The following is a 17,182-nucleotide window of genomic DNA, read 5'->3' as shown; positions in this document are numbered from 1 at the left end:
AAATGTATCAGGAATACTTTTAAAGACTCTAACACATTTTCTCTTTCATGTGTACGATATTATCAAGAAAGTAATGGAAAGTTACTGTTTTATAGAAAAGATGTTTTATCCTGATAATAAAGGCTGGTAAGACTAAATCAGCGAAACGAGAAGTGAATATCTATTAATTCTTATTTTTTAATTAAATAAAATCCATAAAACACGACTTATAGTAGATTTATTGCCCGTAACTATATCTGATAATTAATCGTTAAACAGAAATATGTTATTCATCTTTAAGTAAAATAGATTTTGAGTACTATAAAAAGCAGAGAACAAACCCCATATTTGTGAAATCAAATTATAAGACCTCTATGAAATCAGATTTGAAAATAGAACAGATTACACCGGAACTGACATGGAACATTAGAAATGAAGCTATGTACCCTAATCATCCTATTGAAGCCGTAAAGTTGGAAGATGACTTTAATGGTGTCCATTTCGGTATTTTTACCGATAATTCGCTTGCTGGCGTTGTATCTGTTTTTGAAGATGGAGATACAATGGTTTTTAGAAAGTTAGCGGTTCGTCCCGATTTTCAGAATCAAAAAATTGGTACAAAGCTTTTGCAGTATGTAATAGACTACGCTACAGAAAACCATAAAAAGCAGCTTAGATGTAATGCCCGCGTATCTGCCATAAACTTTTATAAAAAATTTGGTTTTGCTACTAATGGAAATACTTTCTCTAAAAATGGGATAGATTTCATGACAATAGAAAAAGAAATTTGATAGATTTACAGGTAAATTAACTTTTATCTCAAGTTTTATATATAGATATGGCGAAGAAGAAAGCACAGGAAAAGCAAGAAATAGTGACCAAAAAATCACTTCAGTTTTTAGAAGCATACATCAATAATCCTTCCCCTACAGGATTTGAATATAAAGGACAAAAACTTTGGTTAGATTATATAAAACCTTATGTTGATGAATATTATGTAGATAATTACGGTACTGCCGTAGGCGTTATTAATCCAAAAGCAGAATATAAGGTAGTTATTGAAGCTCATGCTGATGAAATATCGTGGTTTGTCAATTATATAACCAATGATGGATTGATTTACGTAATCAGAAATGGTGGTTCAGATCATCAGATTGCACCTTCTAAACGTGTAAATATCCATACAGATAAAGGAATAGTAAAAGCAGTATTTGGTTGGCCTGCCATCCATACCAGACATGGAGGTGAAAAAGAAGAAACTCCACAATTGAAAAATATTTTTCTGGATTGTGGTTGTACCAGTAAAGAAGAAGTTGAAGCTTTGGGTATACATGTAGGATGTGTTATTACCTATGAAGATGAATTTATGGTGTTAAATGACCGTTACTATCTTGGAAGAGCTTTAGATAACAGAGCTGGTGGTTTTATGATTGCCGAAGTTGCCAGACTATTAAAAGAAAACAAAATTAAATTACCTTTTGGTTTGTATATCGTAAATGCAGTACAAGAAGAAATTGGACTTCGTGGTGCAGAAATGATTGCCCATCGTATCAAGCCTAATGTTGCCATTGTAACGGACGTAACGCATGATACAACCACACCTATGATTAATAAAATTACTCAGGGTGATTTGGCTTGTGGTAAAGGTCCGGTAATTTCCTACGCACCTGCTGTACATAACAACCTGAATAAACTATTGGTTGAAGCTGCAGAAAGAAACGGAATTCCTTTCCAAAGACAAGCCTCTTCCCGCTCCACAGGCACAGATACGGATGCTTTTGCCTATTCTAATGATGGCGTTGTTTCTGCTTTAATATCTTTACCTTTAAGATATATGCATACAACAGTTGAGATGATTCATAAAGATGACGTAGATAACGTAATCAGATTGATTTACGAATCGCTCTTAAATATCCAGGACGGCCAGGATTTCAGATATATCAAATAAATTCAGGAATAAAGTTGACAAGATATCAATATTTCAGAAATGCCGGATTATCTCTAGTTCCGGCATTTTTTGTTTTCATGCTGAACTTTACACAAGCTCAGGAAACAAACACCTACCAAAAACCACCACAAGTATTTCAGGATATTCTCAATAAATCTGTTGATAGACAGGTTCTTTTTAATAATTCTGGAAGCTGTATGGTTATACTAGAAAGAAATCCATTGATATCTTTAGAAGAGCTGAGCCAACCTATTTTAAAATTAGCAGGAACACGTTTTAATCCACAAAACAATACGATTACCGATTATACTTTTTATACGTCAATTTCTATTAAAAACCTAGATTACAATCACGAAATACAAATAAATGGTTTACCTAAAAACTATAAAATATCGGAGGTTTCCTTTTCACCGGATCAGAATTCTTTAGCATTCTGCCTTGAAAACAATCACAAACTAGAGCTTTGGGTTCTTTCTTTAAACAATTATAAAACAAATAAGTTAACAGACTTATCCTTAATAAAAACATTAGGTAAAGTATATCAATGGTCTCCAGACAGTAAATCTATTCTGGCGCAATTTGTAAATGATAAAAGAGCAATAATATCTCAAGCTCAATCAAACATTGCTCCTATTATTTCTGAAACCGCTATGGCATCCTCTGCTAGCAAAACCTATCAGGATCTTCTGAAAAATAAACAGGACGAAAGCTTATTCGATTATTACCTTACTTCGCAATTAAAAATGGTTTATGTACATAATGGCGAAGCTGTTAATTTTGCTCTTCCTGCTATATATTCTGATTTTGACATCTCTCCAGACGGAAAATTGGTCATGACCAAAACTATTGAAAAGCCATATTCTTATCAGTTACCTTATTCCAGATTCCCATCTTCAGTAGATTTGTATGATAAATACGGAGCTTTTGTGGCTAATCTTAATAAAACACCTCTACAGGATAATTTGCCAAATGGTTTTGATGCCGTAACAACATCTAAGAGGGCTTTTCAATGGCGACATGATAAACCGCAAACCTATATTTGGGTGGAAGCAAAAGATGGAGGAAATCCATCAAAATTAATTCCGGTAAGAGATGTAATTTATATGAAAGAAGCAAATGGCAAAAAAACTTCTAAACTGGCAGATTGCTATCTCAGATTTCATTCTATTGTATGGGGAGACGACCAAATAGCCATCGTTACAGAAAAATGGTGGCGTACAAGAACAGAAAGGCGTGTATTTATAAAACCAGGAAATTCAACATACAGAGTTAATTTATGGGACAGGTATTACGAAAACACCTATAACGACCCGGGAGAATTTATCAAAATTAAAAATGAGTATAACAAAGATATTCTTCTTTTGGATGGTAACAGGTTTCGGAGAATAGCAGACCCAAGCAATGTTAATGTATATTCAATTTCTAAAGGAGCTTCTGACAAAGGCGAAAAACCTTTTCTTTTAAAATTTAACGTAAAAACTAAAATTACGGACACTTTATTCAGATCAAAAGCACCTTATTACGAATTACCGGTACATTACAACTTAAATTCAGGGCGTTTACTGTTTTCCAGAGAATCGGTTATGCAACCAGCAAATTATTATGCCATGGGCTTAAAATCGAAGAAGGAGTATCGGCTCACCTATTTTGAAAATCCTTATTTACCATTATTAGGTGTTACCAAAAGACAGGTTAATTATAAAAGAATTGATGGTTTAAAGCTATCATCAACTATCTATTTACCAAAAGACTATCACGTTTCTCAAGGGAAATTGCCTGTATTAATGTGGGCTTATCCCAAAGAATATAAAACAGCTGCTGCTGCATCTCAAGTTAAAGGCTCTCCTTACCTATCTCCCAAAATAAATTGGTCTTCCCCTATCTATTGGGCAACTCAGGGATTTCTTGTCATGGAAGTAGATATGCCTATAGTTGGAGAAAGCAATGATATGCCTAATGATACCTTTATTGAGCAATTAAAAGATAATGCTATTGCAGCCATAGACGAGGTTGAAAAACTGGAAATTGGCGATAGAAAAAAAATCATTATTGGAGGTCACTCCTATGGCGCATTTATGGTTGCTAATCTGCTAACACATAACAACGGAATGTTTATGGCCGGAATAGCCAGAAGCGGAGCTTATAACAGAACTTTAACTCCATTTGGTTTTCAGAACGAAGAACGTACTTATTGGCAAGACCCTGATTTATACTTTAAGATGTCCCCTTTTTCTTATGCAGATAGGCAGAAAACGCCTATTTTAATTATCCATGGTGAAGCAGATGAAAATACCGGGACTTTTCCTATGCAGAGTGAAAGATATTATGCCGCTTTAAAAGGAAATGGTGCCACAGCCCGTTTAGTAATATTACCTTTCGAGGGCCATCATTATAAAGCAAAAGAATCGGTATTACACATGTTATGGGAAATGGATACCTGGATTAAAAAATATACTGATAAATAATGTTTTAAAACTCATTTGATTCAGCCAGCTATTCAAACTTGTTCTTATTTTTCCTAAATTAGAAATCAATATTCAGGTTGTAGAAACTAATAGAGAAGTTTTATGTTTTTATACAACACATTGCCAGAATATTGAACAGGATCTAAGAAAAACAACGAGTATTACATTTTGTATATATGCTGAAACACATCAGACTATACATCAAATAAATTCTAATTATGATTAAAGAACAAGAGTTTATAGATAAGATTAAAAACTCATACAACCCCAAAGGAGAATACATTTACCTTGGTGCAGGTATGCTCGATGGAAAAGTATTATCAGAGGCTGAAGTCAATTTGTCGTTAAAAATGATGAACAGACACGGTTTAATTGCTGGAGCCACCGGAACCGGAAAAACAAGAACTTTACAACTCATAGCAGAACAATTGTCTAATGCAGGCGTTCCGGTATTTATGTTGGATGTAAAGGGCGATTTATCTGGTTTGTACCAACCCGGAGAAACCAATGCTAAAATAGAAGAAAGAGCTAAAGCATTAAATATAGAGTTTAAACCCACTGGCTTTCCTATAGAATTATATTCTCTTTCGGGCAAAAAAGGAGCTCAAATGCGTGCCACCGTATCAGAATTTGGTCCGGTAATGCTGGGGAAAATCCTTGATCTTAATGATACTCAAGTTGGTGTACTCTCTGCCATTTTCAAATATGCCGATGACAATAAAATGGCTTTGGTAGATTTTAAAGATTTAAAGAAACTATTAAGCTATTTATCCGAAGGTGATGGTGCTCTGGAAATTAAAGATACTTATGGCAAAATATCAACAGCAACATCGGGTACTATTTTGCGTAAAATAGTAGCACTGGAACAAATGGGGCTTTCTCCAATGTTTGGCGAGACTTCTTTTGATATACATGATTTATTTGAAAAGGTCGATGGAAAAGGTGTTATAAGCCTTCTGAATATCTCAGATGTGCAAGATCAGCCTTCATTATATTCTACTTTTCTGCTGAGCCTGCTAGCCGAACTTTTTTATAATATGCCTGAAGTAGGAGATTTAGATAAACCTAAATTAGTATTCTTTTTTGACGAGGCCCATTTACTATTTAAAAACTCTAGCAAAGCATTTTTAGAGCAAATAGAACAAGTGATACGTCTGATCAGATCTAAAGGCATTGGCGTGTTCTTTTGTACACAAGCGGCTACAGATGTGCCTGAATCTGTATTAGGACAATTAGGTAATCGTGTACAGCATGCCTTAAGAGCCTTTACACCAAACGATGTAGATTCTTTAAAGAAAACCGTAAAAACTTACCCCTCTTCTGGTTTTTATCAAATAGACAAGGTACTTACCAGTTTAGGGACAGGAGAAGCTATTATTACAGTACTTAACGAAAAAGGTGTGCCTACCGAAACAGTTGCCGTACACCTTATACCACCTACAGCGGTTATGGGCCCTATGAGCGATGCAGAATGTCAGAAACTAATGGACAATTCAGATCTATACAGAAAATATCAGGAAACTATTGACCCTAGGAGTGCTTATGAAATTCTGGTAGAACGAATTGAAGCAAAAAGCAAGATAGAAGGAAATCAAACTACTGTAACGGTTACTCGTAGCACTACGCGGATAGAAAAAAGTACTTTCGAGAAAGTAATGGACGCATCTATAACCAAACAAATAGGAAGAGAAATCGTTCGGGGAATTTTTGGAATGATTGGTGGTAAAAAACCTAGAGGTAAATCTGGCGGATCTTTCTTTGGCTTTTAGATTATAAATTCATTGAAATACTGTGATTTTAGACGTACGCTAAGTCATATTTTTTTAGTTACTTTACCAAAATTTTTATCTGCAGGAAAAAGACGAATACCGGGTATTAAATGAAAAAACCAACATTATTAATCTTAGCGGCGGGAATGGCGAGTCGTTATGGAAGTATGAAACAAATAGACGGCTTTGGGCCTAACGGAGAAACAATTATAGACTATTCTATTTATGATGCCATTAAAGCCGGATTTGGAAAAATAACCTTTATTATTAAAGAAGAATTCAAAGATAATTTCAAAGCTATTTTTGATAAGAAACTTGAAGGAAAAGTTGAAACTGATTATGTTTTCCAGAATTTTGACCTTACTAAATATGGAATTGATAAAGAAATATACCGTGAAAAACCATGGGGAACTGGTCATGCTGTCTTAGAAGCTAAAAACCAGATAAGCGAACCTTTTTGCGTAATTAATGCCGATGACTACTATGGTTATGATGCATTTAAAAAAATGGTGAACTTCCTGAATGATGAATCGGCAAAAAACAAATACTGCTTAGTAGGATATAAAATTGGTAATACCTTATCCGAAAACGGTTCGGTTTCCAGAGGTGTATGCCAGAGTGATCCAAATGGCTTTCTTTCTTCTATAGTAGAGCGTACTAAAGTATTTCGTGAGGATGGAAAAGTATACTATGAAGAAGCAGGAGAAAAGTCTGAATTATCTGCAGACAATCCTGTATCTATGAATTGCTGGGGTTTTACACCCGATGTTTTTTCTACTATTGAAGAGCTTTTTGTAGATTTTGCAGCCAAAAACGAATCCAATCCAAAAGCAGAGTTTTATATCCCTTCTGTGGCTGATTATCTTGTAGAAAATAACGAAGCTACTTTTAAAGTAATACCTACAGACGAGAAATGGTTTGGCGTTACTTTTATTGAAGATAAACCTATTGTACAAAACAATATTAACAAGCTTATAGCAGAAGGAGTTTATCCGGAAAAACTTTGGTAATAAATCATAGAACTACTCATAAGTAGTTTTTGTGATTTCCCTAATAAAATGAAAAGGCTATCTGAACAGATAGCCTTTCTCAATTTATAATTTGATCAGATAATTTTAAAGTTTAGAATCGCAATCCAACTGTGTTAAATTCACTCCATTTAATACCACTTCAAATTCGGTTCTTCTATTCATCTGCTGCTCTTCTTCTGAACACATTACTCCATCATAACAGCGGTTAGTTAAACGTGTTTTTCCGTAATACTCAACCTTTATTCTACTGGCACTAATACCTTTTGATACCAGATAAGCTTTAGCAGAATTTCCCCTTCTTATTGAAAGTAACCTATTATACTCAGACGAAGCCCTACTATCACAGTGACTGGACGTAATGATAGAAAGTTCAGGATGCTGACTCATCAAAGATGCAATATGATCTAAAGCTGGTCTGGCATCTGGGCGGATATCCGATTTATCCAGATCGTAATGAATATTTTCTAAATTGAATTTTGCTTTCAGTGTTTCGCAATTGTTAATTACCCACTCCTGATTAGATTCTGTTTTATACAGATTAATATTTACAATGATAGTAGAGTCTTTATTAATCCCCACAGATGTAGTAAATGCTCTTTGGCTTACATAATCTAATTTCTGAGCCGTTAACTCGTAATCAGTTTCTTTAGCAAGCTCTTTCTCAAATTCGCCTTTAGCTCCCACTCTTATAGTATCTACACCATCTAGGTGTCTTAATAATATCCTTGAGCCTGGTAATGGAATTCCCATTTTACCATCTCTTACCACTCCCTTTAAAATTATACGATGTGTACTTCTTTTAAAAGAATAAATATCATCATTTCCAGATCTGTTAGAACTAAAAAACCCTTCCCTTCCGGCAGCATCTTTAATCAATGCAAAATCATCCTCTGGCGAATTGATAGGAATTCCCATATTTTTTGGTTCGTAAGTTGGTTTCATATCACGCAACATGACCTCAAAAATATCCAGTCCACCTAAACCTGCATGTCCGGTCGAAGAAAAATACAGTTTGTTCTCAGCATCCAGAAAAGGAAACATTTCATCTCCTTCCGTATTGATGACTTTGCCCATATTGACTGGTCTTGTCCATTTTCCATTTCCTGATTTTACACTATAGTACAAATCACTTCCTCCATAACCTCCAGGCATATCTGATGCAAAAACTAAAATATTTCCGTCTTTACTTAATGCAGGATGTCCAACAGAATATTCGTCACTATTATAAGGAAACTCAACAATTTTGCTTAAGTCATTTCCGCTGGCAATGTACATTTTCAACTTATTGGTACCATCAGTGCTTTTTCTTTTTGTACCCTTAAAAAAATTGTTTCTTGTAAAGATGATTGTGCCATCTGGAAAAGATGCAGATGCACCTTCATGATATTTTGTATTTACTTTTCCTTGTAATAATTTAACGGGAAGATCTTTTCCTATGGTTAAAGCTAAACTATCTCTCTCTAAAGATGGATTATATATTCCCAGAACCTTGCTGTCGTTACTAGTAGCTTCGGTGTCATCATCGTTAAATTTATAAGGTTTGTTTCCTTTAGCCGATAAACTGGAGAGTACACTATCTGCATTTAAGTGCTTAATATCACTTAATTTCTCTACAACATACAAATCAGAAAAAGGTGTATTATCCCAGGAGAAAACTCTTTTTGTATTTTTATTTCTTAAACGGTTACTACTAAAAATAAGTCCATTTTTATAATAAGACGGAGCATACTCTGAACTCAAAGTATTTAAATTGGTAAAATAAATTCCCCAACTTCCTCTATTTTCTTCAAATGACTTTAGGTTAGCATTTACAAAAGAAGATGCTCTTTTTTCTTTGGGTACTGATTTTAAATAATCACGATAAACATTAACAGATTTCTCATATTGTTGATTATTCGCTAAGGCCTCAGCATAATAGAGTTTCCATTCAGCTTTTGCAGGTGTCTTTTTTACCAATCTAGCATAAGCATCCAAAGCCTGATCGTAATTTTTTACCATTTTATAGCTATAAGCCAGTTTCTCCAATGCTTCTACATTGGCTGTATCTTTTTCTACGATGGGCCTAAAAAGCTTTATAGCAGAAGCATAACTTAATGAGTTAAATGCCGCAACTGCTTTTTTCATATCTCTGTCCTTAGTTTTATCAGCGGCATTTATAGTAAAAGCACTAAAACTAAAAAGGGCAAAAGTTAGTATAAATATCTTCAATCTCATTATAAACGTCTAAAAGTATCTAGGTGATAAAAATTTATTACTGTTGAAGCCAAACTCGTAGCGCAACATAATCTCATGGCTTCCAGAATTATAATTTCTCAGCTGCGTAGTACTATAATCATAACTATAACCTATACGAATTTGTGGCGTAGCCTGTATTTCCAGCATACCTGCTAAATCTGCACTGGTTCTATATTGTGCTCCAACTGCAATAACATCTTTAATCCATAGAGTTGCATTAATATCCCCTTCTATGGGTGCACCTTTAACTCCTTTAATTAAAATAGAGGGTTTTAATTTAAAATCTTCATTCAGAGGCAAAACAACTCCTGAAGATAAAAACAGGTGAACTTCTTCTCTGCTACCGAACTTAACTCCAGCCGATTCGTAACTTGTAAAACGATTTTTTAATAATCCCATACCTGCTAATCCCACATAGAATTTATCGGAATTATAATATAAACCAGCTCCCAAATCAAAAAGCAGTTTGTCTACATTATTAGCAAAAGCAGGATCTATTGTATTACTGGTCTGACTAAGACTAACCGAAGTAAAATCTGCCTGATATTGACTGGCTCCTGCCTGCATACCAAACGCCAATGTACCTTTATCCATTCTTATTCGATAAGCATAGCTTAATGCTACCCCATTATTTTTAATAATTCCGGCTTTATCTGAATAAGCTTGAAAGCCAATTCCCATTCGTTTCTGATCCAATGGTGCATCTATAGTAAAAGTAGCAGTTTTTGGTGCTCCTTCTATCCCTGTCCATTGATGTCTGTATAAAGCAGTAGCAGATGTTACGTTACGACTACCCGCGTAGGCCGGGTTTATAGCCAATGTATTAAACATATACTGTGAATACATGGCTGCTTGCTGGGCATTCACCTTATAAACAATTGACAGCAGTAAAACAGCTAGTATTATTAATTTATTCGTTCTCATTTTTATCTGTTAATTGTTATAAAGCCTACCTTCTTCTCATTATTAATCTTAACAACATAATAATAGGTTCCTGTTGGCACATCCTGACCTATATACAACCCTTCGTTACACTTTCCTGCCCAGTCATTTTGATAGCTTTTGGATTTATAAACAATATTTCCCCATCTATTATAAACTTCTAAATCTATAGTATAGCCTGCCGAGTTTTCGATAACAAAAGTATCATTAATGCCATCTCCATTAGGTGAGAAGCCTTCCGGAACAAATATGCCACCTTTTTTAAGTTTAAAAGGTGTTTTTACTCCAGGAGCATAAGGGTCTGGAGCAAAACCATCTATAGATTCATCTTCTACCGGAGAACCGTCATCTGTAGATTTTCCTTGCAATAAGGCATAATTCTCAAAGTATTCTTCATCTCTATTAATAGAAACAATAACTTCCAAATAAACGAATTCTTTTGATGAAGGCCCTAAAACACTACCTGGATTTAACAGGTTTTTATCTGAATTTCCGTTAAATGTCGGGTTAGCGATTAAGCTTCCTGTGGCTGTAACCCTTTTTACACTATAATTTGCTAATGCAAATACAGTAGCTAAATCATCTGTTAGAGTCAACTGATCTGCTGTAACCTGACCTATATTAACTGCCGTAAATGTAAAATATAAGGTAAAACTACCATCAACATTTTTCTCGACCTTTACTAAAGCTTTTGCCAACCCTATTTTTGCAGGATATAATGGAGCAACAGATTTTTTTACATCAACCTCTACCAATATAGGATCCGAATCTAATCCATCCGGAGTCTTAAGTATATAATAAAAAGTATCTTTTCCTTCAAAATTAGGATTAGGAGTGTAGGTTACTATATTCGTAACAGGATCTACAGTTACATTACCATTTGCAGGTGGAGTAGAAATAACGACAGAAGTTCCAGTTTTTGATAAATCGTTATCTTTTACATCTATCTGTTTAGGTGTATTAATGGCTGTCTGAGCATAATCCGGAGAACCTATAGGAAATACATCTACCGTCACTGTAATAGGGTTAGATATTTTATTCTGGTCTTGTAGTTTATAAGTAAACTGGTCTCTACCGCTAAAACCTGGATTAGGAGTATAAGTCATAATCCCTGTATGTTCATCTTTTACTGTCGCAGTACCATGAGCAGGGTTTGTATCTGCAATAACAATAATACCGGGTACAGTTTTAGAAGGATCATTCTGCAAAACATTAATATCCTTAGGAACATTGGTATGGGTTTTTTCATAATCTGCATATCCTATAGGTTTATCTGCTAGTAATTCTATAGATAAATTCCTGATATCATGATTATTATAACTTTGTCCCGAAGCTGCTGATAAACCATAAGCTAAACGCTCAGGTGCCAGTTCATTATAAGAAAATTTTTCTATTACCTTATGTACTTTTAAAGTTCCGGATGGATCTCCTTGTAAAATATTTACCGTAATATCAAATCCTCCATTTGCATTTCTCTCTAATAAAATCTGAGCCTTTCTGTACCCATAATTAGTTTTTTGGTTTGCTCCTGAAATGTCAGGATCATTATTAGGTCCCACTAGTGTAAAAGGAGAGCTTAATGAAGAAGTTTGTTTATAGGCTAATAAAGGATAATTACCAGCTACAAAAGGATTTTTACCATTCGCTAAATCAAACCCATTACCTTTACCTCTTATGGCTATAGAGCCCATTTGTCGGGCGTTCACTTCGGTTCCGTCTAAAAAAGGTTGTCTTCCTTCATAAGTTCTGGCAAAATATCCATAAACATCAATACCTACTCCCAAATAACCTCCGGTTACCCCATCGGCTTCAACAGGACCTGTTGGTAAATCATTTTTTTTGTATTGGGCATATCCCAAAGATCCTCCAAAACCGCCTATTCTAAAATTAGGAGTAACATCTGCATCATATAAAAAGAAACAGATACCATCTGCACCGTTTCCACCCCATATATAATACTCAAATTCTATTTTTAATCCGTTTTGAGAAGGAATTACGATATCTTCATTATAAATATATCCTTTTTGATATTGTTTATTATTAGTCAACCTTAAATACCCACTTCCATTAGCTTTAGGGTCCATATTGTATGGAGAAGTAGCATCGGCTCTTAAAAAAGCATATCCTTCAGTAGCAGGAATATCTCCCCCTTTACAAACAATTCCAGGAGCCGTTGAGTTCATAAATGACTCGTGGTATGGAAAAGAAGAAATTTGAGCAAATGACTTACTGATGAAAAATACTAGAAAAAGCGGTATAAAATTTCGTAAAAACTTGAGCATGTTACTATAAATAAATAAGAATTAGTGATTTTTACCACTAACCGGCAACCAAAAATAAAGCCATAAGTCTTTTAATTCCATTACATGATAGTGTTATGGCAAATAAACATATTTTTTTTTATTTAAGTAATTCTTCCTTAATAACAAAAACAACATTAACGGGAATTATTTTACCCAACAACGTATAAAAATACCCATTTATACACAGATGCTATTTTTAACCCATTTATTTTAAAGTCCCTCATCATAATAAACATTTTACAAATATCTAATTCATAGGGGCTATAACGAACTATCTATAAAGCATCCTTATAAAATTTGAATAAACCTTAATAAAAATTATATAAATTGAAAACAATTAAAGATAGCTATGGTATAATATTAGTATTCTACTTACACTTATAAAATATATATTTGAATACATTTTATACAAGTAAAAATATTTATGAGCTCTTTTAAAAAAGCTTTGCACTTTTTGTTCGTTATTCTTTTGTCATTATTGTATATACCTAAGCATTCTTTTGCTCAGGAAAGTATGATTTCGGATTTCTCTTATCTGTATATGGAAAAATTAATTGCCATTGCTAAGGAAAATTACCCCCGAAATAAAGTGTTTGAAAATAAATTAGATATAGCAGGCAATAATTTAAGTATAGCTAAAGCTTCCTGGTTAGATCCTTTTTCGTTTAATTACGTAAACAGAACTAATATTTATGCTATAGATGGTGTAAACTCGAACATGTTGAGTGGCTATTTTTTAAATATTGCATTTTCACCATCATCATTGGCTCAAAAACCATATCATGTTAAAAATGCCAGATCTGAGATTAAAACAGTTACAGCCGAAAGAGATGAATATGCTTTACAATTGGAAACCGAGGTGAAAAGAAGGTATGTTTTTTATCTTCAATACCTAAATACACTCAAACTCGCAAATAACAGATTGATTGATGCCGAAGCTACCTTTACAATTATGAAAACAAAATACGAAAGAAATGAAATCTCTTTCAAGGAATTTAATGATGCTTCTACTTACTTAACATCTGTAAAAGAATCCAAAATTTCTGCCGAAGCAAATATGTTTTCCGCTAAATTTCAACTTGAAGAATTACTAACCGTTAAACTCGAAGACATTAAATAATGGAAGAAATTGCCGTTTTTTCTAGACTCCTAAAAAAATACAGGTATACTTTAGTAATCATACCTGTTGTGACTATTATTATCACATTCTTTTTGGTGAGGAATCTTTCCGACTCGTACATATCTCAGGCCCAAATTTCTACAGGTATAGTTGACGAAACCCAGCGCACTACCTATCTAAGTAATTCAGATAGCCAGAAAGCTGTTCAGGTAAACCAGGAGTTCAGCAATCTGATTGAGATTATGAAAATGAAAAAAATCATCGATCAGGTTTCATATACTTTGATTATTCATGATCTTACTCAAGAGAAGCCCTTTAGAGAAAAGAGTAACAAAATCAAAGATTTATCTCCGGAAGAACTCAAATCTGTTATCAGAACATTCAAGTTAAAACATGGTAAAACAGAAGGCTTAAATCTGTTTGATAAGAAGCAAATTGAACTTTATGACATTTTGCGTTCTATGAAATACGATAGCGAATCTCTTCGTGGTCACTTAAAAGTTTACAGACAAGGAGACAGTGATTTTATCAATATAGAGTTTGATTCTGAAAGCCCGGAACTTTCCGCATTTATTGTCAATAATTTAAGTAACGAGTTTATTGAGTACTATACATTATTGGTTAAATCCAACCAAAAAAATGCCACTACTTTTTTAGGTAAATTGGTTAATGATAAAAGAGATGCTATGAATAAAAAAATAGATTCTCTTAGAAATTACAAAATCAGAAACCGGGTATTAAATCTTCAGGAACAATCCAGCCAGCTATATGCACAAATACTAATCTATACAGATAGAATACAACAAGTTAAAGAGGGCATTGCTTCTAAATCTGGAGCGTTAAATGAAATAGACCGAAAATTCAGTCCAAAAGAAAGAAGCTATTTAGAATCTACATTAACAAGAGTAAATCAGAGTATTATCAATACTAAACAAAACTTAAAATCTCTTCATGATTTATATGTGGAAAGTGGTTTTGAGCCAAAGTATGAATCATCCATAGACTCTCTAAGGTCTATATTAAGCGGTCAAATTAACAGGTATACAGACCAATACATTTACAATCCATTGGTAGCTAAACAGGATTTAATACAACAGAAACTGAATCTTGATATTCAGCTCGATATGCTTCGTTACAGCTTGGGATTAATAGAAAGACAGTTAGACTATTTAAATAACCAGTTTGACAAACTCGTTCCACATGAAGCCGAAGTTCAATCTCTGGAAAGAGATGTTGATGTTGCCAGTAGAGAATACCTTGCTATTTTAGAAAAATACAACCAAAGTAGTATGGAGTATGGCTTATCTATTAAATTAAAACTAGTACAAACCGCAATGCCTGGTTTACCACAGCCATCAAAGAAAATGTTATTGGTAATTTTAAGTGGTATTATCAGCTTTGTGTTCTGTCTGTTTGTCATCTTTGTACTTTACTATATAGACAACGCTATAAAATCACCAAAAATACTGGCTAATAAGACAGAAAGCTCTGTAATAGGTTATGTAAATGCTCTAAAAGCATCTATAATTGATCTCAGAGAGATATGGACTAAAACCAATCTGAATAAAGATGAATCTGACTTTAAGAATCATTTGCGTTCTATCCGCTTTGAATTAGATAAGGAAATGGATGATAAAACCATTGTTATATCCAGTATAAACGATGGTGAAGGTAAAACTTTGGTTGCTTTAAATCTTGCTTTTGCCTGGAACATGACCAATAAGAAAGTTTTATTAATAGACAGTAATTTCGGTCATCCGGACATTACGCAAACGGTACAGCCTGTAGCTTCACTGGAAGATTATTTTTCAGGAAAAGTAGGTACAGAAGTTTTTGACAACCAGCCATTGCAAATTATGGGAAATTCAGGTCATGACACCTCTTTACTTGAAATAGCAAGTGCTGCTGCTATTAAAGCTAAGATGGAAAAACTGAGGTCTATATTTGATGTTATAGTTATTGAAACAGTATCTCTAACAAAACTTAATCAGGCAACAGAATGGCTGCTTTTCTCTAATAGTATTGTTGGTGTATTTGAAGCTGATAAAAACATATCTGAGTCTAAAAAGCAATATACAGATTACTTAAATGGATTGGGAGGTCAATTCAAAGGTTGGATTTTGAACAAACTTCCTGTTGAGTATATATCTAAAGTATAAGGTTTATGATGGAAGCTTTAACTTGGTTATGGAATATATTACAGATTATTATAGGTTATAACCTGGTTTTACCCCTTATCCTATTCTTATTATGGGCTTTATTTCCCTCTAAACGTAAATCTGTAACAGAACCCCAGGAAAAAGAACCTGACTATGCAATTATTGTAACAGCTTATCAATATACCGATAATTTAAAGTCGGTTGTTGACTCCATTACTAAAATTAACTATAATAATTATCTGGTTTATATTGTTGCAGATAATTGTAATATTGATAATCTAAGTTTTAGCAATGAAAAAGTTATTCTTCTAAAGCCAGAGACAATTATCGCCAGTAATACCGGCTCTCACTTCTATGCTGTGGAACGATTTAAGAGGCCGCATGAATATGTAACTATCATAGATAGCGATAATTTGGTTGATGAAGAATACATTAATGAGTTAAATCATTATTTCAGAAAAGGTTATGTTGCTGTGCAGGGAGTAAGAGCCGCTAAAAATTTAGATACCACTTATTCTTGTCTGGATGCCGCCAGAGATATTTATTACCATTTTTATGATGGGAAAATTTTATTCCAGCTAGGCTCATCCGCAACTTTAGCAGGGTCTGGAATGGCTTTCAGAACAGATTTGTATCAGGATTTTTTAGATAAAAATCAAATAAAGGGCGCCGGATTTGATAAGATCTTACAACATTTTATTGTTGCACAGGATTTAAAAATTGCTTTCTCAGAATATGCAATTGTTTATGATGAAAAAACATCACAATCCGATCAGCTGGTAAAACAAAGGGCTCGGTGGATAAATACCTGGTTTAAATATTTTAAACTTGGTTTCGGATTAATAGGAAAAGGGATCAGAAACTTGAGTTTAAATCAATTTTTATTTGGTATAACTCTATTAAGACCTCCCCTTTTTATATTTCTAATTCTCTCAATAATGTGTTTACTCTGCAATTTAATCATAGGAAACTCAACTTTGGCTTTAGTATGGACAACTGCATTTTTTCTGTTCATCATAGGATTTGTAATTTCATTAGTAGTTTCTAACACAGACAAAAGGATTTACAAATCCTTGATTTCTATCCCTAAATTTATGTTCTTTCAGATAATATCGCTGCTAAAAAGCAAGAATGCCAATAAACATTCAGTTTCAACTCAGCATTTCCATAATAAAAATATTGAGCATCTAAACCAGTGATATTACTATGAAAATAAATCCGGATAAATACG

The 17,182-nt window shown here is 33.8% G+C and carries 11 protein-coding genes; 8 read left to right on the top strand and 3 right to left on the bottom strand.

What is annotated here, in order from left to right:
- The first annotated feature begins 353 nt into the window (after positions 1-353).
- The 5 genes from ACFSAH_RS12015 to ACFSAH_RS11995 all read left to right on the top strand — a co-directional run bounded on the left by ACFSAH_RS12015 (position 354) and on the right by ACFSAH_RS11995 (position 7,171).
- Positions 354-770 (top strand): GNAT family N-acetyltransferase, encoded by a 417-nt coding sequence (locus ACFSAH_RS12015; protein ID WP_379662984.1) that lies wholly within the window; start codon positions 354-356, stop codon positions 768-770.
- Between the two features lie 47 nt (positions 771-817).
- Entirely contained in the window at positions 818-1,927 is a 1,110-nt protein-coding gene (locus ACFSAH_RS12010) for a M42 family metallopeptidase (RefSeq protein ID WP_379662983.1), read from the top strand.
- A gap of 14 nt (positions 1,928-1,941) precedes the next feature.
- Complete coding sequence (locus ACFSAH_RS12005; RefSeq protein ID WP_379662982.1) at positions 1,942-4,392, top strand: alpha/beta hydrolase family protein; 2,451 nt, start codon at positions 1,942-1,944, stop codon at positions 4,390-4,392.
- Between the two features lie 218 nt (positions 4,393-4,610).
- On the top strand, positions 4,611-6,161 hold the full coding sequence (locus ACFSAH_RS12000) for a helicase HerA-like domain-containing protein (RefSeq protein ID WP_379662981.1): 1,551 nt from the start codon (positions 4,611-4,613) through the stop codon (positions 6,159-6,161).
- Between the two features lie 110 nt (positions 6,162-6,271).
- Positions 6,272-7,171, top strand: a complete 900-nt coding sequence (locus ACFSAH_RS11995) for a nucleotidyltransferase family protein (protein ID WP_379662980.1) — start codon at positions 6,272-6,274, stop codon at positions 7,169-7,171.
- Positions 7,172-7,276: 105 nt separating this feature from the next.
- Here ACFSAH_RS11995 and ACFSAH_RS11990 read toward each other — a convergent pair whose 3' ends face one another.
- The 3 genes from ACFSAH_RS11990 to ACFSAH_RS11980 are packed head-to-tail and all read right to left on the bottom strand — an operon-like array spanning position 7,277 to position 12,552.
- Positions 7,277-9,406 carry an OmpA family protein gene (locus ACFSAH_RS11990; protein ID WP_379662979.1) on the bottom strand — a complete coding sequence of 710 codons (2,130 nt, stop codon included), beginning with the start codon at positions 9,404-9,406 and terminating at the stop codon, positions 7,277-7,279.
- Between the two features lie 9 nt (positions 9,407-9,415).
- Positions 9,416-10,351: a PorP/SprF family type IX secretion system membrane protein gene (locus ACFSAH_RS11985; protein WP_379662978.1), complete on the bottom strand. Its 936-nt coding sequence runs from the start codon at positions 10,349-10,351 to the stop codon at positions 9,416-9,418.
- A gap of 2 nt (positions 10,352-10,353) precedes the next feature.
- Positions 10,354-12,552: a T9SS type B sorting domain-containing protein gene (locus tag ACFSAH_RS11980; protein WP_379662977.1), complete on the bottom strand. Its 2,199-nt coding sequence runs from the start codon at positions 12,550-12,552 to the stop codon at positions 10,354-10,356.
- Between the two features lie 544 nt (positions 12,553-13,096).
- Between ACFSAH_RS11980 and ACFSAH_RS11975 the strand changes: the two genes are divergently transcribed.
- From ACFSAH_RS11975 to ACFSAH_RS11965, 3 genes are read left to right on the top strand one after another with little or no spacing between them, the layout of a single operon-like run.
- Positions 13,097-13,792 carry a TolC family protein gene (locus tag ACFSAH_RS11975; protein WP_379662976.1) on the top strand — a complete coding sequence of 232 codons (696 nt, stop codon included), beginning with the start codon at positions 13,097-13,099 and terminating at the stop codon, positions 13,790-13,792.
- The gene (locus ACFSAH_RS11970; RefSeq protein ID WP_379662975.1) at positions 13,792-15,951 is read left to right on the top strand and encodes an exopolysaccharide transport family protein; all 2,160 of its coding nucleotides are present in this window, start codon (positions 13,792-13,794) and stop codon (positions 15,949-15,951) included. Before ACFSAH_RS11975 ends, ACFSAH_RS11970 begins: the two co-directional genes overlap by 1 nt.
- A gap of 5 nt (positions 15,952-15,956) precedes the next feature.
- Positions 15,957-17,150, top strand: coding sequence for a glycosyltransferase (locus tag ACFSAH_RS11965; RefSeq protein ID WP_379662974.1), 1,194 nt, complete (start codon positions 15,957-15,959; stop codon positions 17,148-17,150).
- Positions 17,151-17,182: the final 32 nt, after the last annotated feature.

Origin of the sequence: Pseudopedobacter beijingensis (assembly GCF_042678145.1) — a bacterium.
GTDB lineage: Bacteria > Bacteroidota > Bacteroidia > Sphingobacteriales > Sphingobacteriaceae > Pseudopedobacter > Pseudopedobacter beijingensis.
This window is presented reverse-complemented; position numbering and strand designations above follow the sequence as displayed.

What these genes read in the sequence shown, in the direction of transcription:
- ACFSAH_RS12015 (WP_379662984.1), top strand. Translation starts at nt 354, where the DNA reads ATGAAATCAGATTTGAAAATAGAACAGATTACACCGGAACTGACATGG.
- ACFSAH_RS12010 (WP_379662983.1), top strand. Translation starts at nt 818, where the DNA reads ATGGCGAAGAAGAAAGCACAGGAAAAGCAAGAAATAGTGACCAAAAAA.
- ACFSAH_RS12000 (WP_379662981.1), top strand. Translation starts at nt 4,611, where the DNA reads ATGATTAAAGAACAAGAGTTTATAGATAAGATTAAAAACTCATACAAC.
- ACFSAH_RS11995 (WP_379662980.1), top strand. Translation starts at nt 6,272, where the DNA reads ATGAAAAAACCAACATTATTAATCTTAGCGGCGGGAATGGCGAGTCGT.
- ACFSAH_RS11990 (WP_379662979.1), bottom strand. Translation starts at nt 9,406, where the DNA reads ATGAGATTGAAGATATTTATACTAACTTTTGCCCTTTTTAGTTTTAGT.
- ACFSAH_RS11985 (WP_379662978.1), bottom strand. Translation starts at nt 10,351, where the DNA reads ATGAGAACGAATAAATTAATAATACTAGCTGTTTTACTGCTGTCAATT.
- ACFSAH_RS11980 (WP_379662977.1), bottom strand. Translation starts at nt 12,552, where the DNA reads ATGAACTCAACGGCTCCTGGAATTGTTTGTAAAGGGGGAGATATTCCT.
- ACFSAH_RS11975 (WP_379662976.1), top strand. Translation starts at nt 13,097, where the DNA reads ATGAGCTCTTTTAAAAAAGCTTTGCACTTTTTGTTCGTTATTCTTTTG.
- ACFSAH_RS11970 (WP_379662975.1), top strand. Translation starts at nt 13,792, where the DNA reads ATGGAAGAAATTGCCGTTTTTTCTAGACTCCTAAAAAAATACAGGTAT.
- ACFSAH_RS11965 (WP_379662974.1), top strand. Translation starts at nt 15,957, where the DNA reads ATGATGGAAGCTTTAACTTGGTTATGGAATATATTACAGATTATTATA.